The sequence below is a fragment of the Bifidobacterium commune genome (genome assembly GCF_900094885.1).
GTDB lineage: Bacteria > Actinomycetota > Actinomycetes > Actinomycetales > Bifidobacteriaceae > Bifidobacterium > Bifidobacterium commune.
In genome coordinates, this window is record NZ_FMBL01000002.1 from 305283 (window position 1) to 331070 (window position 25788).

18 protein-coding genes and 1 pseudogene are annotated in these 25788 nt (G+C 57.2%); 6 read left to right on the top strand and 13 right to left on the bottom strand.

Annotation, left to right across the window (positions count from 1 at the left end):
- The coding region (locus GA0061077_RS05145; protein WP_143249619.1) for a BspA family leucine-rich repeat surface protein at positions 1–1776 on the top strand (1776 nt) is incomplete at its 5' end.
- Positions 1777–2097: 321 nt separating this feature from the next.
- On the opposite strand, the gene GA0061077_RS05150 is transcribed toward GA0061077_RS05145, so the two are convergent.
- The 3 genes and pseudogenes from GA0061077_RS05150 to GA0061077_RS05160 form a co-directional block, all read right to left on the bottom strand.
- Entirely contained in the window at positions 2098–3714 is a 1617-nt protein-coding gene (locus tag GA0061077_RS05150; protein ID WP_091847865.1) for a C69 family dipeptidase, read from the bottom strand.
- 42 nt (positions 3715–3756) lie between these two features.
- A complete protein-coding gene (locus GA0061077_RS05155) occupies positions 3757–4314 on the bottom strand; it encodes a YbhB/YbcL family Raf kinase inhibitor-like protein (RefSeq protein ID WP_091847866.1) in 558 nt (185 codons plus the stop codon).
- 204 nt (positions 4315–4518) lie between these two features.
- A pseudogene (locus GA0061077_RS05160) lies at positions 4519–4929 on the bottom strand (PTS transporter subunit IIC); the annotation flags it as partial.
- Positions 4930–4949: 20 nt separating this feature from the next.
- Between GA0061077_RS05160 and GA0061077_RS05165 the strand changes: the two are divergent.
- Complete coding sequence (locus GA0061077_RS05165; RefSeq protein ID WP_091847867.1) at positions 4950–5513, top strand: substrate-binding domain-containing protein; 564 nt, start codon at positions 4950–4952, stop codon at positions 5511–5513.
- 10 nt (positions 5514–5523) lie between these two features.
- On the opposite strand, the gene GA0061077_RS05170 is transcribed toward GA0061077_RS05165, so the two are convergent.
- The 3 genes from GA0061077_RS05170 to topA all read right to left on the bottom strand — a co-directional run bounded on the left by GA0061077_RS05170 (position 5524) and on the right by topA (position 11429).
- The gene (locus GA0061077_RS05170; RefSeq protein ID WP_091847868.1) at positions 5524–6675 is read right to left on the bottom strand and encodes a DNA polymerase III subunit delta'; all 1152 of its coding nucleotides are present in this window, start codon (positions 6673–6675) and stop codon (positions 5524–5526) included.
- A gap of 179 nt (positions 6676–6854) precedes the next feature.
- On the bottom strand, positions 6855–7469 hold the full coding sequence (gene tmk / locus GA0061077_RS05175; protein ID WP_091847869.1) for a dTMP kinase: 615 nt from the start codon (positions 7467–7469) through the stop codon (positions 6855–6857).
- A gap of 1008 nt (positions 7470–8477) precedes the next feature.
- On the bottom strand, positions 8478–11429 hold the full coding sequence (gene topA, locus GA0061077_RS05180; RefSeq protein ID WP_091847870.1) for a type I DNA topoisomerase: 2952 nt from the start codon (positions 11427–11429) through the stop codon (positions 8478–8480).
- Between the two features lie 273 nt (positions 11430–11702).
- Here topA and GA0061077_RS05185 point away from each other — a divergent pair, with 273 nt between their 5' ends.
- The gene (locus tag GA0061077_RS05185; RefSeq protein ID WP_091847871.1) at positions 11703–13196 is read left to right on the top strand and encodes an MATE family efflux transporter; all 1494 of its coding nucleotides are present in this window, start codon (positions 11703–11705) and stop codon (positions 13194–13196) included.
- A 19-nt stretch (positions 13197–13215) separates the two neighbouring features.
- Positions 13216–13542 (top strand): helix-turn-helix domain-containing protein, encoded by a 327-nt coding sequence (locus GA0061077_RS05190; protein WP_143249613.1) that lies wholly within the window; start codon positions 13216–13218, stop codon positions 13540–13542.
- A 565-nt stretch (positions 13543–14107) separates the two neighbouring features.
- Here GA0061077_RS05190 and GA0061077_RS05195 read toward each other — a convergent pair.
- A complete protein-coding gene (locus tag GA0061077_RS05195; protein ID WP_091847873.1) occupies positions 14108–15952 on the bottom strand; it encodes a DUF6541 family protein in 1845 nt (614 codons plus the stop codon).
- 442 nt (positions 15953–16394) lie between these two features.
- On the opposite strand from GA0061077_RS05195, the gene GA0061077_RS05200 reads away from it, so the two are divergent.
- Entirely contained in the window at positions 16395–17786 is a 1392-nt protein-coding gene (locus GA0061077_RS05200; RefSeq protein ID WP_159426920.1) for an ABC transporter permease, read from the top strand.
- Positions 17783–18961 carry an ATP-binding cassette domain-containing protein gene (locus GA0061077_RS05205; protein WP_091847875.1) on the top strand — a complete coding sequence of 393 codons (1179 nt, stop codon included), beginning with the start codon at positions 17783–17785 and terminating at the stop codon, positions 18959–18961. The genes GA0061077_RS05200 and GA0061077_RS05205 overlap by 4 nt, the downstream gene beginning before the upstream one ends.
- Before the next feature lie 132 nt (positions 18962–19093).
- Here the strand turns inward: GA0061077_RS05205 and GA0061077_RS05210 are convergent, their stop codons facing one another.
- The 6 genes from GA0061077_RS05210 to rsmI all read right to left on the bottom strand — a co-directional run bounded on the left by GA0061077_RS05210 (position 19094) and on the right by rsmI (position 25767).
- Positions 19094–19996: an HD domain-containing protein gene (locus GA0061077_RS05210; RefSeq protein WP_091847876.1), complete on the bottom strand. Its 903-nt coding sequence runs from the start codon at positions 19994–19996 to the stop codon at positions 19094–19096.
- The gene (locus GA0061077_RS05215; protein WP_091847944.1) at positions 19993–22212 is read right to left on the bottom strand and encodes a KUP/HAK/KT family potassium transporter; all 2220 of its coding nucleotides are present in this window, start codon (positions 22210–22212) and stop codon (positions 19993–19995) included. The genes GA0061077_RS05210 and GA0061077_RS05215 overlap by 4 nt, the downstream gene beginning before the upstream one ends.
- 324 nt (positions 22213–22536) lie before the next feature.
- Positions 22537–23493 (bottom strand): TatD family hydrolase, encoded by a 957-nt coding sequence (locus tag GA0061077_RS05220; protein WP_091847877.1) that lies wholly within the window; start codon positions 23491–23493, stop codon positions 22537–22539.
- Positions 23494–23631: 138 nt separating this feature from the next.
- Positions 23632–23901 (bottom strand): hypothetical protein, encoded by a 270-nt coding sequence (locus GA0061077_RS06765; RefSeq protein WP_143249615.1) that lies wholly within the window; start codon positions 23899–23901, stop codon positions 23632–23634.
- 774 nt (positions 23902–24675) lie between these two features.
- Positions 24676–24801: a hypothetical protein gene (locus GA0061077_RS07140; RefSeq protein WP_267886421.1), complete on the bottom strand. Its 126-nt coding sequence runs from the start codon at positions 24799–24801 to the stop codon at positions 24676–24678.
- Positions 24802–25767, bottom strand: coding sequence for a 16S rRNA (cytidine(1402)-2'-O)-methyltransferase (gene rsmI, locus GA0061077_RS05230; protein WP_091847879.1), 966 nt, complete (start codon positions 25765–25767; stop codon positions 24802–24804).
- Positions 25768–25788 lie beyond the last annotated feature (21 nt).

Consider the following 25788-nt stretch of genomic DNA (forward strand, 5'->3'; position numbering starts at 1 on the left):
TCGCTGGACGTCACCAAGTTCAACACCGCCAACGTCACCAACATGGCGTGGATGTTCAAAGGCTGCAAGAAATTAACTTCATTGGATCTTTCCTCGTTCGACACCCGCCTGTCACTTACGTATGATCTCGATACTGTCATGGGTTACGGCGTACAGGGTATGCTGGCTGACAATCCAAGCTTGCGTGAGCTTTGGCTTGGCCCCCACACCCACCTTGCCAAAAACGACAACGACAGCCGTGTCTTCTGGGACTCGACCGCAGGAGACCCTGCCACCAATTTGCCATATGACACTTGGGTGGAGGTGCCTGCCACCGGTCGCGGCATACCGGTGCCTGACATGCGCTCACGCACCTCGGTAAGCTCGGGACGCAACCCTCAAGGACACTATGTGATGCCCGTGCTCGCCCTCACCATCGACTACAACAACGGGCTGGCCGACCACGTCGATACCATAAGCATCAACACCGCCCGAGCCGGCTCGAAACAGATCCCATGGTCCCGGCAGGGCGCCCCCGTACCGGCACCCGACGGCAAGTTGTTTGACGGATGGGATCTGGCCACCAACCATCCCGACCATTTGACCGTCTCCGGCAACACCGTCAGCTGGACCGCCGCCAACTATCTGGATGCGGACGCCAAGGTTACGGCTAAATGGCGCACTCTGGGGCAACCCGCTATCTCTCTCAACGTGCATGCCGACGCAAGGACGAACCCCTGGGGCAGCACTGACCCTTGGGTCGAGGTCACCACGACCCTGCCTTCCGGCCGACGCGCGGGCGACGCCATCTCGCTCCAATCGGCCAACGGCACCGGATACAACGGCACCTGCACCCCCACCGCGGACACCTGCACGTTCAACCTCACCGTCGGGCAGGTGCGCGACCCGGCAGACTTCGAGGCCGCCTATCGGCTGACGGCCGCGGTCAGCGCCACCGACATCCGCACCGACCCGGCGGGCACCGCCACCGGCCCGACCACGGAGCAACAGGGCATCCTGCCGTACACCTCCATCAACTACCATCCGGGTGTCGGCACCGGGACCCCTCCCGCCACCGACAAGGCCCTCACCGACACCAACAGCCGAAGGGCTTGGCTCACCGTGGCCGGCCCCTCGCCGATCACAAGACCCGCGCACAGCCTGTTCGACACCTGGCGGTCCAGCCACGGCACCGTAGAGCCCGGCGTCACGCCGGTGCCCGTCAGCATGGGCGACACCGACACAAAAGGACGCACCGTCCTCGAGCTCACCGCCCTCTGGACGCTGCTGGCCGCGCCAGGGCTCAGCGCCGCGCGCGCCAACAACGGGACCATCAGCGTCACCGGCACCAGCAAACCACGGCGGGGCACCGACACCGTGCACGTCTGCCACCCCGCCGCCAACGGCACGCCCCGATGCCTGGACATCACCCCCGATGCCTCCGGACCGGGCGGCAACACCCTGCCCTACGACGGCGCCACCGAACACCCATGGACCATCACTCTGCCGGTGGACACACCCACCGACGAAGGCACCATCGACGCGACGTTGAACACCATCGACACAGCCTATCCCGCACCTGGGCAACCGGTGCAAAGCCCCACCACAAGCACCCCGGTGCCGCCCCTCTCACTCCAGTCACTCCCTTTGACTGGAGGACGCGCCACACCCACACTGCTCGCCCTCGCCGCCACGCTGACCACCGCCATGATCCTGGTCGCCGCGGCCACCCGCCTGAGCGCACACAGGCGCAAGGCCCGCCACCGCAATACCACAGGACAACCGAATGCTCAATAAACACCCATCGCCTGCAATACTTCAACAACCGAGGCGCGTCAGACCCAGATAGCGACACCCGGTCTGACTCTCGCACAGACTTGCCCTGCAAATATTTATCTACGGGCTTCCGTCATCGCAGTGCAGTTAACCAATGGCAGATGCATCGGGATGATGTGGAAAACAGAGCAGGATCCGCATTTTATCGAGCGCCTGAAGAAAACCGGTGGCCGCAAAGCAAGTAACTGCTATGAATAGCGTTACTTGCTTTGCGGCCACCGGTTTTCTCGTAAAGTGCCGTTAAACACCCAAGCCCAGTGATTTCAACTCGCGAATTGCGACTCAGTGGTCGGAGCGGTTGAAACCGTTGGACATCTTCATTGAGACTGTGTAGAGCACGGTGTCGAGCAACGCGTCGGTTTCCTCTTTTAGTTGGTCGGCCATCGTTTGGTTGGCGGCGCGCAGGATCTCGCGTACCTGTGCGTTGCGGGTGGCTTCGATAATCTCGTCGGGGTCCATCGGCTCGACGTCGCACTCGGGATTGCCGGCTTCGAGTTCGGCTTGTGCCAAGGACTCGGCGGTGGCCTCCTTGTCGCCGCCCAGCCTGGCAACCTGTTCGTCGGTGGCCGCAATCATGCGGTGGGCCATGCCGCCGAGCTTTTCCTGATAGCGCTCGATGGCGTTTGACGTTTCGCCGAATGCCGAGTCGCACAGCGCCGCGATGATGCGGTTCTGCCAGTAGAAGTTCTCCGAGGTCACGCGTGTGGTGGTGGCTTCAAGATAGGCCGGCGTGGTGTCGACGTTCGGGTAGAAGGGAATCAGGGCATTGAACGGGTTCGAGCCGTAGGAAATCCACTGAATTGCACGGTCGGATTGCGGGCGGTACGGGCGAATCTGGATGGCGGCAAGCTGGTTTTGGCGGTTGATGCCGATGCAGCGATACATGTGACGGGTGCGTTCGTCACCGAGGTGGCCGTACGGATCGTATGGTGTGCCCTGATAGTGCGAGCTAAGCACGTACTTGATGTCTTCGATGGTGATCTTGCGCTCGGGTTGGCGTGCCCACGGGATGTTGTCGGATTCGGGGGTGTGGTCGGCGTCCGGACCGTCCCAGACCTCGTCGTACGGGTTAAGTGTGCGCTGCATGTACCAGGCGCGCGGGGTGTTGTAGACGTGGTCGGAATCGGAGTGCGAACCGAAGGCCTCACGCGGGTTGAACGGGGTGTTTGCCTCGACGGCGAGGTCGAGATGGTTCGCCTCGATGAACTCGCCCAGGTCGGCCGAGCACATATGCTCCTCCTGCTCACCCAGCGCGTCTTCGAGGTCGAATCCGTCGATGCCCAGCTGGTTTGGCATGGTCACGTACGCCTCGTCGGGCACGCGCTTGGCGATCCAATGATGGCCGCCGACGGTTTCCAGCCACCAGATTTCATCGACATCGCTGAAGGCGACACCATTCATTTCGTTGGTGCCGTACTGTTCCAGCAACGCACCCAACCGTTCCACACCTTCGCGCGCGGTTTTGATGTACGGCAGGACGATGGTGAGGAAGTCTTCCTCGCTGATGCCGCCGGGGACTTCAGCGACATAACCTTCCTCGCCCTTCGCGCCTTTGGCCGGCTGAAGCTCGACCAACGGGTCGGCGCCAAGCACGCGCTCGTTGGTCGTCAGGGTTTCGGTGGCGCTCATGGCTACGTTGGCCTCGTTGACACCCGCCTCGCCCCAGATGCCCACCTCGGTGTCGGCGTTGGGCATCGAGGAGTATTGCAGCGGGTTGTCGGGCAGCTCGATCTCAAGATGACTCAGAACGCTTTTGTAGAGCCTTGGCTGCTCCTCGGGCTTGACGACGACGAAACGCTTGGGGTCGAACTCCCCGTTTGCGGAATCCTCGTTGCGGGCGATGATGGTTGATCCGTCATAACTCGCGTCTTTACCGACCAAAATAGTGGTGCATGCCATATTGTTCTGTATTCCTATCGTTGATTTTTTTGGATTCTCTTATCACTCGGCGGGATTGGCCATCAGCGTGATTTCGGCTTCGTCGATCGGGCCTTCGTGCGCGCGAATCTTGTGGTAGAGCTCGTTGAGCCAGAAGCCTTGGTTCATCTGCGGCAGTGGGGTGGCCGTGCCCCACACATGCAGCACGTACCCGTGGGGCTGATCGGGTGGAGTAGGGCCATTGTAGCGCATCGTCACCGCGGGGTTGGTCGAGCCGACGAACTTGCTTGCGGCGCTGGTGCGACCCTGCGCGGCCTCGGGAATCATCGCCGGCATCGCGCGAGAGAAGTCCGTCGGGATTTGCAGGGCGTGCGAATCGTTGAAATCGAACATCAGCGCATCGACGGGCACGTTGGTGGCGGACCAGTGAATCCACTCAAAACCGCAGACGGGGATGGAATCGGGGTCGGTCAGCTGCCAATGGAGGTAGCGGACCTCCGGCTGCATCTCATCGATGTAAAACGGGTAGGATACGATCGGTGTGCCCTCAAGCTTGTTCTCCGCCGCCGCAGCCCCGGTGAAGTCCTCGGGAATTGTCGTAAAATCAGCAGAAATCTTCATACACCAATTATCCCTCGGACTTGTGACCAAATAGGCGTCTTGCATGAAAGCATACACATACAGGAAGGGCTGAAACCAAAAGATTCATCTTCCAGTTTCAGCCCAGCTGTTCAATTATTGAAATGGGATCCGTTAAGCCGACGACAGCGACGCAGTGAGTAGAAGAAATTCAGCCTTGCCGATGTGACGGATTGCCGGATACATTCAGGCCTTGGCGGCAGCAGCGTTCTTTGCGGCCTTGGCAGCGGCCTTGGCAGCAGCCTTGGCATCTTCTTCCTGCTTCTTGACCTCAGCGATGAATTCTGCATGCTGAGCACCGGGCAGCCAACCCTTGTTGACAACCTTGACCTGCCAGATACAAGCCACAGCGAACAGAACGATCGCGAAGACGATTAGGGAGATGCCGCCGGCCACGGGGCCGAAACCTGCAAGCTTGCCGGCGATGGTGCCGTACCAGCAGAAGTCCGCATCGCCGAAGGTGGCGTTGGACAGGCCGAAGCTGCCCATAACGGTCATCAGCATGGCGGGGAGGAAGGTGACCAGCAGACCGTTGACGAAACCGCCTACAACAGCGCCGATACGGCCACCGGTTGCGTTACCGAATACGCCGGCACCACATAGATATCGTCGCCAGCATGCGTGAGGCCATCACACACATAACCGATCACAACGGGACCTCAATCATGTTCATGAGTCCTGACATAGGCTCAGATACAGCCTCTGAGGCCTTTGTTTCTTTCCAGAATTCCGACCAGATCACGGGCTATCTTCATAAACCCGAATGGACGACCTTCGGTAATTACACAATCGAACGCGGCTACAACGACGTGATGAAGATCTTCTCCAACGAAGAAGACCGTCCCGATGCCATCGTCTGCGCTTCCGACGAAATTGCAGTCGGTGCGCTGATGGCATTACAAGAGCTTGACATCGCGGTTCCAGACGATGTGAAGGTCATCGGCTTTGGCGACTCCCCACTCGCTGCCGCCTACCGTCCGTCTATCACATCGCTCAAACCACTATACGAATCGATAGCGGAAGAGGCGTTGCTGTTGATCGAGCTCAAACGCACCGGTCGACGCCACCTTCCCGCGCACACCGCTTCCCCCCCCCCCTCAGGTCGTTCGCAGAGAATCGACTTCTTCGCCACGCATCGGCACCAGCGACATGGCCGATCCTCGCTGACGAGACTCGGATAGAAAGCCGATCTTAAACCATCAGGGCACAGAAAAGCGCTTCGAACAGGAGGGTCTGGTTGCCGTTGCCATTGAGTCGGCGGCGGGCGGTGGACACCGAATCGAGTCGGTCAACTACCCCTTGGCGAGTGAGACGATCGGCCAGACGCGCGATTGCTGCGCGGTTTTCGCGGTTGATCAGGCCGACGGAATCTTCGGCATTGTTCTGCAACACGGCCGCATCGCGGTAAATGCTGGCGATGGTGTTGAGATCGCGATCAAGCACATCACGGCTCCGACGGGTCGCCCGACGTTTGAGTTCGGTTTTCTTGCCGATCTGGTTGAACGCGGTTCTCAGTTTGGGAGGTATGCGGTCCTTTTCACCCAAGCCGTTGATGCGACGGAATTCCTTTTCCTGTTCGGTGGCTCGCTCCTCGACTTCGGCTTCGGCCTGCGCCTTGGCGTTGTCGATGAGACGACCGGCCAGCAGCACTGCATCCGATGCTAGGGCAAGGTTCACCACCCCCGCCACCAACTCATCCCTGTCGGCCATAACCCGCTCATTGATGGCATACAACCGAGCCACGCCGATATGCCCCTCAGCCAGACGCGCGGCACGCTCGGCTGTCTCCGGTTCTATATGGTCACGCGATTCAAGGAAGTTCGCCACTGCCGGCGTGGACGGCACCGTGAGGTTGACGATGCGGGTGCGAGAACGGATGGTAGGCAACACGTCCTGGGCACTCGGCGCGCACAACAGCCAGATGGTGTGGGGGCTGGGTTCCTCGATCTCCTTGAGCAGCACGTTTGTGGTGCGCTCGAGCATGCGATCGACATCTTCGATGATGATGATACGCCACGGTGAAATACTAGGGGTCTGCTCGGAAGTTTCGATCAGCTCACGCACCTCGTCGATGCCGATGGTGACCTTGTCGGTGGCCAGCACGGTCACGTCGGGATGCGATCCCGCCAGAATTTGTTCGCTTGAACGTTCCGGCTCATCGCTCAACCCGTGCGTCGGGCTTTCCAGAGCCGCCGCAAATGCGCGTGCCACATTGGATCGTCCGGATCCTGGAGGGCCGCAAATCAGCCACGACTGGGCAATCGCCTTAGGATTGCCGGATGCAATGGTGCGTAGCCTGGCCACCGCCTGATCCTGGCCTACAATCGAATCCCATACGCTCATTGTTCCTCCACTGATTTGTTACCACCACACTATTGCCCACCGCGGATAGCGAGTCGAATTTGCATCCCACACACAGTCGCCATCCGACTGTTCCAGGAGCCGTTAAGCCTTGATGCAACTATGTCTTTTGTGGCAGCGTTTATGAAGTGCGTGCAATGAAAGCCGTCCTATTAACAGCTTCAGCTGGCCAGCAGACCGTCGGCGTCACCGCGAATCTGATTCCACACTTTCTCGATGGGTTTGGCCGCATCGACAACCATGAGACGCGAAGGCTCGTGCGAAGCCAAATCAAGGAACGCCTGACGAGTGCGCTTTTGGAACTCCTGCCCCGCCGATTCCATGCGATCCTCACTGTGTTCCAGTCGATTATGGGAGGCCGCTGGGTCCATGTCGAGCAGATATGTGCGGTCGGGCAACAAATCGTTCGTCGCCCACAGGCTTAGATTGCGCACCTCGTCCTGAGTAAGTTCCCGTCCTCCTGCTTGATAGGCCAGCGAAGAATCGATATAACGGTCGGAAATGACCAGTGCCCCGCGTGCGAGCGCTGGCCGAATAACCTCGGCAACATGTTGCGCACGGTCGGCCGCGAATAGCAGAGCCTCGGCACGCGGCGCAATATCGCCTCCATCATGCAGAAGCAACTGCCGCAAAGCAACACCCAACGTTGTGCCGCCCGGCTCGCGGGTCACCACAACCTCACGCCCCCGCTCCTCGGCATACTCCTTCAACCGCTCAACCTGCGTGCTTTTCCCCACGCCGTCAACACCTTCAAACGAAACAAATATCCCGCTCATAAACCCTCAATCCAGCGATTCAATATCTTTGGAATCCATTATCGGTCATCCGGTGTGACCATACTCCAGCTGTGTCATTAACAATAAATGGTCGCCAGTTCTTTAATGCTCACTTATCGAAGTGATAGTCACCGCCAAATTGTTATGTCCAAGTACCAATTATCTTTCCGTATCGCTTTTCTACAGCTTTCTGAATTTTTGAAAGCTTATTGCATAAGACCACCCCGGTTGTGTGCCAAAAACACGCGCCCATCCCGAGCCAGCACGTACTTGCTGAGATCACGTTTTCGTCCTTTCCAACATGGACATGAATGCCATGGTGCATAACTTGAGAACTGAAAAATACGGAATAACCCATCACCTAAAATATTTCAGCCATGCCCGTACTTCCGATCTATCTCTCGGGCAGACTCGATCATGTCATAGTTCTCACGAAAATACCGATGAACAAGATCCAAGCTATCGTTCGGAAAAGTCGATGACAGGATGGTTCCTGCGGTATCGAGGACCGCTTTCTGTCATAACCAATCTCTGTAATCGTCACGGTGTCTGCGGTGTATCCCAAACGAATACCATCCTATTCACAGTAATTGTCGTACTGCAGATTGCACCTCCTTTCCTTCTGCGATACCGCCAATTGTAGCGACAACGCAGCAGGTCGGAAAATGATTCGAGTGCCGCAGTCTGCGTCGCCGGCCCTGTTTGCTGCAGGTCGGCGTTTGCTCTCTGCTATTGATTGAATCGCCATGACTTGCTCTTTTCATCTCGATGCGACTTCATTGACACTATCGAAACACAAATAAGCCAAGAACCGAAGAAAAACAGGACAATGTGGTCGAATGGCCGAGGTTATCTACATTCAATGACGCAATGGTTCCACATCACCCCCCCCCCAAGGCTTCCGAATGATGATTTTTAGTGCACTCAGAGAAGAATCATTGAAAACAAGACGACGCAGGCAACGCATCTACGAAATGCGTTGCCTGCGCCCTAGAGGTTCAGCGTTGGCTACTTAGCGGTTGATTTGTGAGTTGCGGTCTTCTTGGCGCTCGTCTTTCGCGCTGTTGTTTTAGTTGCTGGCGACTTACGCGTGCTGGTCTTGCCGGTTGTCGACTTGGTTGTCTTGGCCGACTTGCGACCGCGCCGCTTTGTAGGGCCGGCGGCACGCTTCTCGGCAAGCAGCTGGAAGGCGGTGACCGGGTCGATGGACTCCGAGGTGTATTGCTTCGGCAACGTGCGGTTGGTCTCGCCATCGGTGATGTAGGCACCGTAGAAACCGTCCTTGATTGTCACGTTCTTGCCATTCTCCGGATCGGCACCCAGCTCGCGCAACGGCGGTTTGGCCGCTCCCCTGCCGCGTCCACGACCGTACTTCGGCTGGGCGAACAGCTCCTTGGCCTTGTCCAGATCGACCGTGAAAATCTCGTCCTCGCTCGCCAGCGAACGGGTCTCCGATTTGCCATCGGCACCCGTCTTGGTGAGGTAAGGACCATAACGCCCGTTGCTCGCGGCAACCACAACTTCGCCAACCTCGCCAGTTTTCGTGTCGTTTTCCTCGTATTTACCGACCTCGCGGGGCAGACTCAGCAATTTCAACGCTTCGTCAAGCGTGACCGTGTCCGGGCTCATGGTCTTGAACAGGGACGCCATCTTGGGTTTTGGGACCTCAGATTTGGCGGTTTTCTTCGCTCGAGTTGTAGCGGCCTTTTCCGTTTTGGTCTTTTTGGCCGCACCCGACTCCTTGGCACTTTCGTCATCCGCGGCAGCCTCAGGAGCCACCAATGCCACATACGGTCCGAACCGTCCATTGCGTACCTCGACAGTGCCGCCGGTCTGCGGATCCTGACCAAGTACACGCGGGCCGCCAGCATTGTTTTTAATCAGCTCGTGCCCGGCCTCGACAGTCAGTTCGTCAGGCGCCATCGTTTCGGGAATCGAGGCTCTCTTGGGATTGCCTTCGGCATCCAGATTCTTCGTATCCTCGAGATACGGGCCATAACGACCGACGCGAACCTGAAGCCCGTCGCCGATCTCAATGGTGTTGATGGCGCGCGCATCAATATCGCCGAGCTGTTCCACCTGCTGCTGCAAGCCCTTGTGCACCTCGTCCTGCGACTGCGCAGCACCCTTCCCATCGCCAAAGTAGAACTGGGTAAGCCATTCCTTGCTGGTCTCCTTGCCCTGTGCAATCCTGTCGAGCCCATTCTCCATGTCGGCGGTGAACTGGTAGTCCACATATTTCGGGAAGTTGGTCTCAAGCAATTTGGTCACCGCGAAAGCAAGCCATGAAGGAATGAGCGCGCGGCCTCGTTCGTAGACATAACCGCGGTCGATGATGGTGGAGATGATGCTGGCATAGGTCGACGGACGGCCGATTTCCTTGGCTTCGAGTGTCTTGACCAGTGATGCCTCGGTATAACGGGCCGGAGGCTGGGTCTCATGACCGTCCGCACTGACTTCGCTTGCGTTGAACACTTCACCGGTTTTCATCGGCGGCAACGCTTCATTGTCGTCGGAATCACCTGATTTAGCGCTGGTCTTGCCGTCTTTGGCGGCGGTGCCGGAAGATGCGGAGGAGCCAGAACGCGACCAGTCCGAAGCCTTGAGGAATCCGGGGAACTCGATAACGGTGCCGGAAGCTTGGAAAATCGCCTCACCCTTGTCGCCTGTTGGCGCGGAGAGCCTGACCGTGGCGGTGGACCCGGTGGCATCGGCCATCTGCGACGCCAATGTGCGCTGCCAAATCAAGGTGTACAGCTTGAGCTGATCAGGCGGGACTTTCGCGGCCAGTTCAGAAGGATCGTGGAACTTCGAGCCGGCGGGACGGATGCATTCGTGCGCTTCCTGCGCACCAGCGGTTTTGGTAGCGTACTGCTTGGGCTTATCAGCCAGGTATTCCTTGCCGAAGTGCTCCGCAACGCACTTGCGGGCCGCACTGATGGCCTCCTGAGAAAGCGTCACCGAATCGGTACGCATGTAAGTGATATAGCCGTTTTCATAAAGACCTTGGGCGGCGCGCATCGTCTGACGCGAGCTCATCGAAAGCCTGTTGCCAGCGGCCTGCTGCATGGTCGAGGTGGTAAACGGCGGCACCGGACGACGACGATACGGTTTGGATTCCATCGACACGACGGTGAACGGCGCATGTTCCAACGCCTGCGCGATGACTTCGGCCTGAGCTGCGTCAAGCTGGCACACGCCATCTTTCTGTGCAGCGGGAGTGAGGGCACCCGTGGAGGTGAAATCACGCGAATTGGCCAGACGCGATCCGCCTAAAGACACCATGCGCGACTTGAACGCAACATTCTCGCCCCGTGTATCAGGAGCGGCCAGTTCAGCAATAACGTCCCAATAGGGCGAGCGCACGAACGCCATACGTTCACGCTCGCGCTCGACAATCAGCCTGGTGGCGACGGACTGCACACGACCGGCCGAAAGACCGGGGCCCACCTTGCGCCAAAGCACCGGCGACAGCTCGTAGCCATAAAGCCTGTCGAGCACCCGTCGTGTCTCCTGGGCGTCGACCATGTTGGCATCCACATCGCGCGTCTTGCCGATGGCGGCCTTGATCGCTTCGGGTGTGATCTCGTGGAAGACCATGCGGTGCACGGGGACCTTGGGCTTAAGCGTCTGGACCAGATGCCAGGCGATCGCCTCTCCTTCGCGATCCTCATCAGTTGCGAGATACAGTTCGCTGGCGTTTTTCAGTGCGCTTTTCAGCTCGGCGACGGTTTTCTTCTTTGCTGGCCCCACAATGTAATAGGGATCGAAGCCGTCATTGATATCAACGCCGAAACGCCCGAACTTCTCCTTCTTGGAGGCGGGCACCTGGCTGGGTTGCGCCAGATCGCGGATATGGCCGACGGAGGCCTTGACCGTGTAATCCTTACCAAGGTACCCGCCTATTTTCTTCGCCTTGGTGGGAGACTCCACGATGACGAGTTTCTTACCTGTCGCCATAACCGCTCCTTCACGTTCTAGAAGTTACATTCGCCACATACCCACCCATCACAGCATACAGCGAAATATCAGTGTAGCGCGCAACGCGACATACTGTAATGGCGCAGCAGAGCAACACTGTATCAAGGGCTACCATATCGCGTGGAACGTCCATAACGACTTGTTCGGCATCAACGCGAGTTGCATGGTTGACGGCAGCCGAAACGCGCCAACGAGGTTCAAAGTCTACGAAAAACGTTCTGCCCGTTTTCTCAGGAATATGACAGTGACCTTATGCTGGCATCGCCCCATGAACACCGTTACAATGACAATCGCAACACATCAGACAAGCATGAAAGCACTTTGAGCATTACCACAGTGAGCGAAAAAACTTCAGCGTCCGACATCGACCGAGACACCCCTACAGCCGACAACACGCCGACCTACGACAGCACCGAACGCAAACGCGTCACCCGGCAGATTCTTTCGTTGGCCATCCCAACGTTCGGGCAGCTCATTGCGGACCCGCTTTTCGTGCTTATCGACACGGCCATCGTCGGCCATATCGGCGATAGCGCACTGGCCGGGCTTTCAATCGGATCCACGGTTCTGCTCACCGTCGCCGGACTTTGCAACTTCCTTGCCTACGGCACCACCTCACGCGTGGGACAGCTCATGGGAGCCGGACGTAAGCGGGAAGGGTTGGAAACCGGGGTTGACGGACTGTGGCTTGCACTGATCATCGGCACGGTTATTTCCGTGGCTCTCTTTGTTACAGCGCGGCCGTTGTGTGCCCTGATGGGGGCACACAACGAAGTGCCCGACAATGCCGCAATCTATCTGCAGGCCGTTATTTTCGGGCTTCCGGGGATGCTGCTGGTGTATGCGGCCAACGGAATTTTCCGCGGACTCAAGAAGGTACGCGTCACTTTGATCGCCGCGGCTCTCGGAGCTGCACTGAATACCGCGCTTGATTTCCTCTTCGTTTTCGGGCTTGACATGGGCGTGGTGGGATCTGGTCTCGCAACCTTCATCGCACAATGGTTTATGGGCCTCTACCTTGTTATCCCCGCACTGAAATGGTCGCACGAAGCCGGTGCATCCTTGGCACCAAGACTCTCGGGCATCACCGAAACGGCCGCCGATGGGTTGCCGTTGTTCGTGCGAACCTTGGCACTGCGCATCTGTCTGGTGGCCACGGTGGTGCTTGCCACACATATGGGAACGCAGGTGCTTGCCGCTTATCAGGCGGTTAATTCGAACTGGAATTTTGTGGTGAACATGCTCGACGCCATCGGTATTTCAGGTCAGGCGCTTGTAGCCACCGAAATCGGTGCAAAACGCTACGGACGCGCCAAGGAAATGACACGCATCTCAGCAAAAGCCGGACTATACAGCGGCATCGGCATTGGGATCGCGCTTGTTTGCTTCGGGTTTATCGCAGCCCCAATGTTCAGCCCAAATACCGACATCCAGCATCTGATTGCCATAGGCACCATCGTCGTTGCCATCTTCCTACCGCTTTCGGGGTGGATGTGGGCGCTTGATGGCATTCTCATCGGCGCGGGCGACTACCGCTATCTGGCAGGCACCTGCTCAATCGTAACGCTCGTTTACCTACCGCTGGTTCTGCTGCTTAATGCCATCGACACAACCTACAACCTCAGCGCCGCAACCCGCATGGTGCTGCTCTGGGCCGTGTTCGACATCGTCTTCATCGGCGGCCGCAGCATCTTCAACGGTCTTCGCGCCTACGGCGACAAGTGGTTCATGGAGCACCACAACTAAGCCACACTTACGCGCCTGCATGCGTAAGTTCACAACTCCGGTTCAGAGCGTACAACAGCTTTCCATCAATATTCACGATGCCCGAAAAGCGGCAGGCCTAAGCCAAGAGGAACTGGCGAACGAAACAGGACTATCACGCTCATGGATCAATCGTCTAGAAACCGGAAAAATCACGAACCCCGATTTTAACGATATCCTGTCTGTTTACAAAGTCCTACATATATCCGACACCATTGCCTATGATGCCCCAGAGCCCGAATCTCGAAACGATAAGCCCGTCGAACGGACAATAGCAGCGCATACTCAAGCTATTGACCAAATAAGCAAATTAACCACCCCCTTTTAAGGGAAGCGGCGATCCCGAGTTCTATTTTGAAAAGTCTGCCCCTGCCCCCGGAAATTCAGTCATCCATGAATATCATCTTGAAAACATTCAAACAAGCAGCTGACGAAACTCAACAGCGGGCCCAGCAAATAGACAATTCAAGCTCCGATCAATCTCATCTACGTCGAAAGGAATAGCATGCAAGCCAAGGAGCTTCACGTTTTCCTAGAGGGTCAGCGCATCGGCATACTCCATGAAGACGCAAAAGGACACCATAGCTTCATATACAGCGAATCGGTCGGCACTGCGCAGCTGTCGCTTTCACTGAAACGCCGGCCTTATCGCGGGCCTGCTGCGTCACTATGCCGAGATTCTCCCGGACGCGTTCAACGACACCGCCAAAACCGCCCTTGCGGAGGTTTCTCATCTCAAGATTTCACGACAATCGTTGCGAACACCCAACGGCAGCAGCGCACAAAGCCGCAAGGAACTGGTCAATCGCATCGCCGCAGGCATCAATCGCCGGTGTGACACCGTGCTTGACTGGTGACTCCACGCAGTCACATCCGGCAATACGTGTTGGCGGCTACTTGCTGCACTGGATGCGATAGAGGGCCCAGTCTTTGGCATATGGGCCATAAGAACTGAAATCCTTGACCTTGATGAGCACGCCGGACGCGACATAGCCATCGATAAGATCCTGCCGATGGAACGGATCGTATTGCTGGCGGAACGTGAACATTTGCAGGCTCGGGGCCTGTGGGCCCATCGAGAGGAAGTACTTCGGCGTCGATCCGTCGATCGGGCACGCGGTCCCGCTGAGTTCCACCGGGAGACCGGAATTGAACGCGCTTTCAGTGGCTGTGAAGACTGCACCGTCTTTTTCGTGCATCGCATTGTAGATCGGGAACAGCATGTTCGCGTCAAAAATGGCCGAGCCGTACATGGAACCGTTGAGCGGGTCCGAGATGATCAGCGCGTCGGTGCCTGTGATGGCAACGGTCTGGCGCAGCACGTCGTACTTGGCTGGCGTGAGCTGCTCGTCCTCCGGTTTGCCGCTCAATGTCATATTCGCTGCCACACCGCTTCCAAGCGTCTCCCGCGTCGTATTGCCGAACTGACAGGCGACCACAAGGGCTGCAAGCACTACGACCGCAACGCTTCTGGCACCGAAACAGCGAACCGAGCGGGCAGCATTTTGCCTGTCAACCTGTTCTTCTCGACCACCCAAAGAATCGGCCGCACACACCGCGAAGACCAGCAACGGAATAATGCCGAACGGAATCATCGTCAGAGGCCTTGTTTCGGCACGATACCACGCACCGGCCACGATGTTGGGGAACCAGCCGGTCAGCGAGGTCGAGCAGACATAGACCAGAGCGACCAGCAGGAACGCCAGTATGAGCGAGGCCGCATCTTTGGCCATTCCGCTGTCGGCAGTGCGACCCGAACGTCTCGACTTGAAGAACACGACAATGAGCGCAACTGCGACAAACAGCGCGACGATAACTGCCACAGCCATGAACCAGCCGGACGGACCGCCGACATTATCCGTTATCAGCACGCGCAAGGCATCCGGCACGGTCCGGTTGGGAACGTAGGTGTGGAACCAACTGGACGGATCAAGATAGCGCGACGAATGGTAATGCCCGGTCATGTAGAAGAAGAAGGCAACACAGCAGACCGCCACAGCTGCAAACGCTCCGAGAATGAGTTTCCACGGCAGCCGGAGCAGGATGAATGGAACCATCAGAAGCAGCCACGTAAAGGCGATACGCGGGTGCGCAAAAACACAGAGCAAACCCAGAAGCACAGCGACAATCACCCAACGGACGATGTGGGAGCGTTGCGCGATGGCATCGAAAAGACGCAACGTCGCATAAAGCCAGAAAGGCAAAAGCGTTGTGGCCAAACCGAATGCTATGAGCGGGCCTGAAGCGAGCATCTGGAAGGGATGGCTGGCCGAAGCGACGGCGAGCGAAGGAACAATGAGCATCATGGCACACGAGAACGGCCTGCGAGCGCATGTACCATCAATCCTGCGGGTCCAATAACTGGCCCACAGCGCCACACCGGCCGGCCACACCAAGCCGGACGTGAACAACCAGACGAGGTTGAATGCCGTGTAGATATTGACATTGATGCCAAGGAACTGCCCTACGGCAATGATAGCGGCGGCAGCCAGGTGGAACATGGGCGGATAGTAGGTGTTGTTGGGCCACAGATGTGTCGCCGCGCCAACGCCCTCGCGAAGAATCCTGCGAATGAAGTAATAGTGGGCAGGTGCGTCGACCTCCTGCAACGGCAGACTCCACGCATCCGCAGTCTGCGGGAACCACGCCAGTACGATACCGAATGCGGCGAGCACGCCAACCCCGGCACACAACGGCAGCATCATAGCGTTCAGACGACGTTTCCATGTTGTATTCATCACGCGATCATCCTACCTTTCATCGGTCGGGCACGGCCAGTATATGCTCCGATCGCATACCAAATCGACAACATATCCTACGGATTCACGTCGTCCGTGAATTGAAGAAAACACGCGATACAACGAAGCGCAACGATTATGTGACATCGCTGCGAATTACGAATCATTGCACACAAAACCGAAGCTCTCAGGAAATTTTTAACCTATCTTCAGGTTTTATCCTCCCAAATTAAGCCCTACAACATATACTTGAACCTGTTACTCATGCCGCGGCCCAGCGTCGAAGGCTACGCAGGCTACAAACGGCGGGGAAACAGTGGTGCCCCATCACGCGCTTGGCAAATGATTCCAAGCGACGCTCTAGCGGGCCTGAATGCAGGAGAAATGTATGTTTGTGCTCACCAATGCTTGGTCAACAACGATACGCCACAAATGGCGGAGCATGATGCTCCTACTTGTCTGCGTGCTCATGACGTTCGGCGCGGTATTCACCACGGCCGTCGCCGCAGCGAGTGACAAAGCGCACAGCGATGATTACCAGGCACAGGCCCCGATAGCCGTCGTCAGACCGACCACACAGATGAAAGCCAAGCTCAAAGGCGACGACCCCGCAACCGTCAAGAAATATCTTGGTTTAGAGCAATACAATACATATGCAACGTCAGCGCAGCAGATCGCCGCTCAACAGCAAAGCCCGTTCACCATAAGCGCTTCTCTGCCGATGCGTCAGACCGACACAACCAAGGCCATCGCAGGCAAACATGACGAAAGCGCCGATAAAACCGGCGGGGAAATCCTCCTGCAGAGCCTTTACGACGACAGCAGCGTCGAAATCAACGCCATGGGCAAGTTCAAAATAGTTGAAGGCAAAGCGCTCGACTACGAATCCAAGGACAGCGAAAACGCGTTGGTCTCGAAGGTCTTCGCCAAACAGAACAAGCTGCGTGTCGGCGATACCTTCAAGCTCGGCAGCACCACGGACGGCAAAACCACCTACGAGTTCAAGGTACGCGGCATTTACACCTATACCGACCCAGTGCCGGAGGGCAACGGCGATGACGCACGACTTGCCAAAGACAACCGCAACAACGCCGTTTACACGGGACCTGCCGCCTTCAGCGACAACAATCTGCTCGTCGAAAATCCCGAAGGATGGACGACCCCGCACTTCGATGTGGGCTTCAAATTCGAAAACGCCGACCAATATCAAAGCTTCGTCAAGACCGTCAAGGACCTGAAGATGCCGAAAGGCTACGAAGTCAGCTCCCCGAACCTCGATCGATACAACGCCTCCCTCAAACCGTTGGACAAACTCAATGCGACGACGAACAAATTGCGCATCGCATCCTACATCGGCGGCGGGGTCATTCTGCTTATGCTCACCGTGCTCGCACTGATGCATCGAGACGACGAAATCAGGATGGATATGATCATCGGAGTGACCCGTGGCCGCATAGGCTGGCAATTCTTCCTGGAAACGCTAATACCCATTATCCCCGGTCTCATCGTTGGCGCAGTGACCGGAGCGTTGTGCGCCAAGCCTCTCGGAGGGGCACTTGCCGACGGATTTGCGACACCGGCCGTGAGCGGCTGCTGGATGGCAATGTGGCACTGCATTGAAATCGTTGTGGCACTGGCGCTTATTGCATTCCTGAGGGCAGCGCTGTCGAGTTCCTCAAGGATTTTCGACGCAAGAACCGATGCCGGCAGCGAGACCGAAGCAGATAACGGTTCCGGTTCTGGCGCCACTTCGAAGGACGACGACGAGCAGCAGAACCATGACGATCGCCCCAACAGCGACACGCCGGAAGACGATACGGAGGCTCAGGCATGAGCGGCAACAACACCGACCCAAAGGATGAAGCCATGAACAAGAAGTCCAATGACGGGGAAACGCCGGACGACACTACTGACACCTCCGCAGAGCGAACCGACCCCACCACTCCGGCCATCAAATATGACGTGGTGTTCGAGGACGACGACGCACTTGATCTTGTCGATCTGACCTCCGCAGGAACGATGTCGTCCACTGACCATGCCAGCGACGAGAACGCGTCCGACAGTGAAGAAAGCACATCGTCCGACAACGATTCCGCGGTCTCGAACCATGACGACGAAGACAGGGCAGATTCCGGCAAGGCAGTTGCCGACGAATCGGCTACAGTCAACGCCAAGCGGGCCAACGAGACCCTGGGCGTGGCGATTGAAGAGGACAACGAGTTGGACACTCACGAGGAACAATCACCTGTTCTTGAACCGGCAACGGTGGTCTCCTCGAAACTCGACAGGGATGTCATCGCGGAGACCGATATTCTGCTCAAACCCAACCCCACCTTTGCACTGGACCACATCACCGTCATCAACCGCAAGAGTGGCCGCAACGTGCTCGACGACATCAACTGGTCATTTTTTGCCGGCTCGTTGTATGCCATTGCCGAAGCGGATGAGGAACAGCGCCGAGCCTTGCTTGCCGTGGCCTCAGGATTCCGATACCCCGATAACGGCCAGGTCATGATTAAAAGCCAGAGCCTTCCGGAACTCGAAACGAATGAGATTCGAGGCCATCGCATTGGCCTGATCACACAGCGCTACAGCGTGCGAGACGACCTTGACGCTCTCGGGACAGTCACGTTCACCATGCGCGCTTCCGGCCGCACCTTCCTCAAGCCCATTGCGCAATCAGCACGAGATATGCTCAAAATCGTTGATTTCAATGAGGCGACCACAGGCGTTCCGGTTTCGGAACTTAAACCGGTGGACCAGCGCCGTCTGGCCATCGCGCGTGCCATATGCTGTGAAGCCACGGTCATCATCGCCGACAATCCCGCAGGCGGACTTGACGAAGACGACCGCAGGACCATCCTTGATTTGTTGGCACGTCTGGCACATATGCGTGAACCGAAACGCTGCATCATCATGGTGGAGCCCAGCACGGAGGCGCTTGGCGGGTCAGGTGACCACACAACAACCGATTACGAGGACAAAGCCGACAAGATCTACTCGTTTTAGACCGCGACCGATGCCGACCTTCGCTCGTGCATCGAATCGTCAGTATTGCAAAACCGATGCTGCTACCATCAACGGCATCGGTTTTACAGTTTTACAGACACTGGGCATGGATCCTTACCGGAGAGTACGCGACTACTCGTCCAACTTCATTCCAAATTTTCTGGCAAGTTCCGGGATATCAGGAACACCGTATTTCCTCACCAGATCAAGCCACTGGTGTTCGTTGGACGATCCGAAACGTCGAGCTTTGCGGGCATATGCCTCAGCGGTAAGAAAACGAGGCGGAATGGATTTGCTGTTGTATTTGTCGGCTACCATCACCACCTCCTGCTCCAGATTCAGCGGTACGTAGTCGGCCGGCGGCAGCGGCAAATGTTGCGCCACAACCTGATCGCGAGTAAGCCCAACGCCCGTATGGTTGCGGGCGAATTGCGCGACAGACTCATCGACACCCTGTGAAATCAACCAATCGTAGCCTCGTAGGCCATGGAGGATGTAGTGCGGGCCATCGAATTGCAGCTTTTCACCATCAGACCCGTCATGTTTGAGCACGAGGTAGGTGCCGATGTCATGCAGCATCGCACCCACAACCGCAAAGTCTTCGTCGAGCAGACGCGGTGGCACCATTCCACCTTTAACACCATCTGTCGGAGGGACACTCGCGCCCATACCTGCGAACACGGCACTGACATCCTTGCGCCTCTTCGCGAGCGTGGCAGGCGTGACGCGCACACCCGCACCGTTTCCCTTCGAGCTCACGCCGCCATCGGCGCCATCATTCGTGTTTTTATCGTTTCCACTTGCCGCGACTTCATTTTCAACCGCTGCAACATCGTACTTTCCGGTGAGCTCAGGCGCGTTGTCGGGCAACGTACAACGCCTCACAAACAGCGCATTCTGCCGACGCACCAGCTGGCGTGTAATCGTCGCGATAACGAAGCAATGGGTGTGGATGAGGCCATAGGCCGCCTGTGAAGGCGAAATTCTATGATGCAGCTCATCCACCTGCGCGAGTGTGGGAATATATCCGGTCATGCATCCGACCGATTTTCGTCGGTTCCCTGCGATTTTCTGCCATGGGAGTGGCTGATGGGCACACGTTCCAAGCGCGGCGGACGACGAGTGGAAACGAAAAGCGGCTGCACTTCGACCACGGGGTTGTACGGAGCCAGACCAAACCACTTCACCGGAGAACCTGCGACGTGGCGAATCGCATACTTCATCTTCAGGCTCAGCGACTCACGTGCGGTGAGCTTGGATTCCGGCATCAGTTCCTTATGCACTAGCACATAACGCACCGTACCAATGTCCGGATCGGCGTCAACCTTCGGATACACCGACTTCTGAGCCGGCAACTCGCCCGTGGCCGACAGATCGTGCATCACCTGATGAATATAGGCCGGGATTGACTGCGAAACCTTGAAACCGAGACGAATACGCACACGGAAGATGTAATCCGTGCCGAAATCCTCGACCGAGTACTCGCGCGTGTACGGTTCGTCCGTCGTCTGCACCGACACCGCCCACCATGCACGGGCACGCTTGGGATGATCGGCGAAGATGGAGAAGAAGATGTCCGTATCCAAACGGTGCATCTCGCAATCCGAGGTGAGATAGACGATGTTGTCCGCGAAGTGAGGAATACGGAAATCGTCGTGCAGCTGCGCCAACGCAGGCTTGAAATCACTTGCAGACATATGACGACGCTGGCTGCGTTCGATTTTGGTTCCGTCATTCCATGTGACCATCACGAGCAGAATCAGCGCCGTGAGCAGCATCGTGAACCAACCGCCGCGCATGAACTTCGACATGGACGCAATGAAGAACAGCGTCTGAATGGCGATGAACACCAGGAAGAAGACACCGGCGAACACGCGATGGTGCCTGTACCACAGATAGACCGAAAGCAGAATCGTCGTGGTAATCATGGTGATGGTGAGCGCAAGACCGTACGCCGCGGAGATGTGCTCGGAATCCTTGAACATTCCCAAAACCAACAGCGTCGCAACACACAGCACAACATTCACGACCGGGATGTAGAGCTGGCCGCGCGTACGCGAAGGATAGCGGACCTGCAGATGCGGCATCCAGTTGAGACCGGTCGCTTCGGAAACCATCGTAAACGCCCCGGTAATCAACGCCTGCGATGCAATCACGCCGGCAGCCACAGAAAGCACCACACCTACATAACGCACGCCTGGGCTCATCATCTCGAAGAATGGGTTGACATTCACCATCGTGGCATTGCCCTGGTTACGCAGCATCCAAGCGCCCTGGCCGAAGTAGTTGAAGACCAACGACACGAAAATGAACGGCCAGGTGAAGTAGATGTTACCGCGACCGACGTGACCCATATCGGAATACAACGCCTCCGCACCGGTCGTGGAAAGGAAGACCGTACCCATAATCGCAAGGCCGGCCATATTGTGCGAGCTGAAGAGGAACTGAAGACCGTAAATCGGGTTGATTGCCTCGAAAATGCTCCAATCCCCGCCGATGTTGACGATACCGGTTATTGCAAGGAACGTGAACCAGACCAGAACCACGGAGCCGAAGACCTTGCCGATGCGCTCTGTACCGCGCGACTGAACACAGAAGAGTAAAACGATGATGATCACGGTTATGACCAGCGAAAGGCTGCCGTTCTCACGAAATGCCGGCTCGAAAAGCGGGATGGTCTTCAAACCTTCGACTGCCGAGGAGATTGAAACGGCGGGAGTAAGCACCGAATCGGCAAGGAACGCCGCACCCCCCAACATGGCGGGAATGACCAACCACTTGCCATGATGACGTATCAGTGAGAACAATGCAAAAATACCGCCCTCACCATTGTTGTCGATACGCATGGCGACCAGCACATACTTGACGGTGGTAATTAGCGTGATCGACCAGAAAACCAGGGACAAGAGGCCAAGCACGGCAGGCCTGTCGATATTGGCGAGGCCGCCCTGACCGACTAGGAACGTCTGAGCGGTATACAGCGGCGAAGTGCCGATATCACCGTAAACCACACCCAAAGCGACAATGGCCATGCCAAGCGTCACCTTGTCCGAACTCATCTGCGTCTTGCGCCACCAACGACCAAGCGGGCCGTGAGCCGATGCCATGGTAAGCTTCTCGGCCTTTTCCTGCTCTTCGCGCTTATGCTGGGCGATAGCCTGACGTTCCTCTTGAGTCAACGTGATTTGTGCGACTTTCGGAGCGTTGGTAAAAGTATCGGCACGCAGAAGCGCCCTCTTTTCCGCGCTCATCCTCTGCCTCTCGGCGTTGGCTGCATCGTCAGTGCGATTCCTATTCCCCTGACGTTTAGGCTGCTTCAATTCGCCATCATGCGATTGCGCCATGACCTGCCCTCCAAGCGGAAACTACCCGCGCATAGTGTTCTTCTCAAAGCCCCGCTAACGGGCGCTCTCATTTACAAACCAAAGCGCAAGTTTAGACCTGTTCAGCGGATAAACCAAAAACGGTTTTATTAAGCCAAAACGTCCGTGCGCGAAAACGGTGCTACCGCAAGTTGAAAAATAAGCATCCATTAGTTCTCGACCATAATTCGCAAAAATCATCACGAACCGGCTTTACAAGCCATACACGGCCTTTGTGGTCTGCCGTGTCGCTTTTGCAACTTCACTTATTGGCAAATCAAGGGCATCCGCGAGCGCCCGCAAGGTGTATGGAATCATGTACGGCGCATTGGGACGACCGCGATACGGCATCGGCGTGAGATACGGAGCATCGGTTTCCACCATGATGTGGTCGAGCCCGACGACGGCAGCCGATCGGCGGATTTCCTCGTTGCCTTTGTAGCTTGAAGCCCCCGAAAAGCTGAGATACCAACCTTGCGCCTCGGCGATTTGGGCCAGCTCGGTGTCGCCGGACCAGCTGTGGAAAACGGTCCGTTCCGGGCTGCCGTCCTTAAGAAGCGTTTCAATGACTTCCCGATGGGCATCGCGGTCGTGGATCTGCATAGGAATGTTCAGCTCTTTGGCAAGGGCGATGTGCGCGCGGAAGGCATCGCGTTGAATCTCCTTCGCAGCCTCGCCAGTGCGGAACAAATCCATGCCCGTCTCACCAATGGCGACCACTTGCTGCGGGTGTTCAACCACCAAACGGTGAACCTCCGCTAGCGCATCCTCGAAGCTGGTGTCGTGCCACGGTTGATACTTCACCGGCAAACCGTCCGGTCCAGCCGCCCCCCGATGCCCGTGCAGCACGGCTTCGTTCGGATGAATCGCCAGTGCCGCATGGACGACACCGGGATGATCGATGGCCATCTGCACCGCAACCTCAAGATTCGGCAGCTCGCAACCGACATCGATGACGCCTTCAACACCGACCGCACGCGCCTGACCAAGCATTTCATCGACGGAATAGACAGGAACCGGCGGCTGATCGCGCTCAATGGCCTGACGGTTCATTTCGCGGGCGAACGGCACCACACTGGCGATATGCGTGTGGTCATCGATAACCCGAACCACATCCGGCAATGCCTCCGGCGCCGGCGCCCAACTCCGATTGCGATGTTTCTTGCTCATGCGTTCAGTCTAGCGACCAACCCGCCCTCGAGGCCGTTTCACCCAGCATCGGGCACCGTGGCATAGCCTCCTTACCTTCAAATATTTTATGATAGAATTCACTCGTATGAACGAGATCCGAAGCGTCGAAGATTCGGCTCAAAACCATGCGAATGCACTGTCGCAGGCCATAGACGACGAGCAGACCGGCCCCGGTTTTGACGCAGGAGCGACCACAATCGCCGCACCCAGACATGGCTCCAAGGCAAGATCGAACGCCTCCACCAATTCAACCTGGCAACCGCAAACCTCTACGGCGGCAGCAACAAACTCGTCGACTCCGGAGGTCTCCACAAACATCAGTGGTGGGAATTCTGGGAAAAAGCCGAAGTCGACGAAGTCCCCATCAAATGAAATCAAGTTAAACAAGGACTTCTTAACGACCCGTGCAGTCCAGGCGATCTCTCACAAGGTGAACTTGGAGACTGCTGGTCACTCTCCACACTTAACGCACTCATGGATGCTGGCTACGATCTGAGAAAAGGAATTGAGGACCATATCAATGAGACCCCCGTACTACATAGTCATCATTTACGACCGGGGGCAGACATGGGTTGGCAACATCTGAATCGTTCTGGTGCCGGGAATCGGCGGCAATCACAACGAGGGAAAATACAACATTTTAGCCGTCATTGGCAGCGATGCACGACATGCGGGATTCAACACCGGCGTTCTAGACCGCGACGTGAAACTCGAACTCGGCAAAACGCGGCATTCGGAACAGCTGGGCATAGCGGTGACCCTGATCGGCATATCAAGCAAGGACGGGTCAAAAGGCTCCGCAACCATACTCGTCGAACCCTATTGCAAAAGCTCGGTCATCGAGCTCGCCGCCGCTCATCCGAGATTGAGGAACGGGAAGGAGTCACACGATGCGGGCAGAAGCAGGCAAACCGGGACACACAGCCCTGGCCGTCTTAGCGATGGCCCTCGCAGTCGGCCGCGCCCTCTGGATCGACACCCACAAAGGAGATCACGGAGGCCACATGCAACCCTCACCACCACGACCGGTCATCATCAAGAATGCCGCCGGCTTGAACACGATTGCGATGTTTCCCGATCATGCGCTCAGCCCAACGACCGATTCATCCCCGAAGTGGGCAGAGCCGCACTTCCGCGGACTTCTCATCTGTTCGACCCCGTTCAATCGTTGCGCACCAAATACGGGCCGACCGCCCAAAGTGGAACATCAATCATCCAGTCCCGCTCGCGATAGTCGGACATGAAGTCGCCTATAAACCCTGCGGAGGCGAAACCCGCGCAACCCATCTACTTGCGGTTGAGTGTGGCGGCGTAGACAGCTTTGCGATTAGGCAATGAACCGTCGGGAAGCGGATGCTGCTTGATGATTTCGACGATGGCGTCTTTGATGCGCTCATCGGTTTTTTCGGCACGTTCGATGGCGAGCGCAGCCAGATCATCAATGCTCAGAACGGTTGCGGCAGCTTCCCCGGCCTTCATCACCTCACCCTCGCTCGCACCCGCGATGACCAGAACGATTTCACCTCGTGGTGGGTCGTCGACCACGGATTGGCGAATCTCGCCGATCGTTCCACGGCGAACCTGTTCATAGTCCTTGGTGAGCTCTCGGCACAGCGCCATCGAACGGTCGGGACCGAACATGTCGAGCAGATCATCCATCGTATCGGCAATGCGATGCAGTGTCTCATAGAAAACCATCGTGCGCCGTTCTCCCAGCAACGAGCGGAAGCGCTGAACACGTTCGTTGTGCTTGCGCGGCACAAAGCCCTCGTAGCAGAAACGGTCGGTCGGCAGGCCAGAAAGGGCAAGCGCATCGAGCACTGCGGACGGGCCGGGAGCGCAGGTCACTGGCAGGTCACGCTCAATGGCACGACGAACAATCGCCACACCCGGGTCGTTGACGGTGGGCATGCCCGCATCGGAAACAACCAATACGGTCGCGCCACGTTCGACCTCGTCAAGCAAGCCATCAGCCTTCGCACGCTCGTTGTGATCGTGGTTGGCGACCACACGGCCGCCAACGTGCACGCCAAGGCGGTTGGCCAGGTCATAAAGCCGGCGCGTATCCTCGGCAGCCACGATGTCCGCCCTTTCGAGCAACACCCGAAGCCTTGCCGAAGCATCGCCTACATTGCCGATCGGCGTGGCCGCAAGAACAACCGTTCCTTGCGGAATCTCAGTCATCGCAACGCCGTCATGAACGTCACGCACACCAGAAGCGCCATCAGCAGATTTCATATCCCGTGTCTCCATAGCTCAAGTATCCAACGGCAT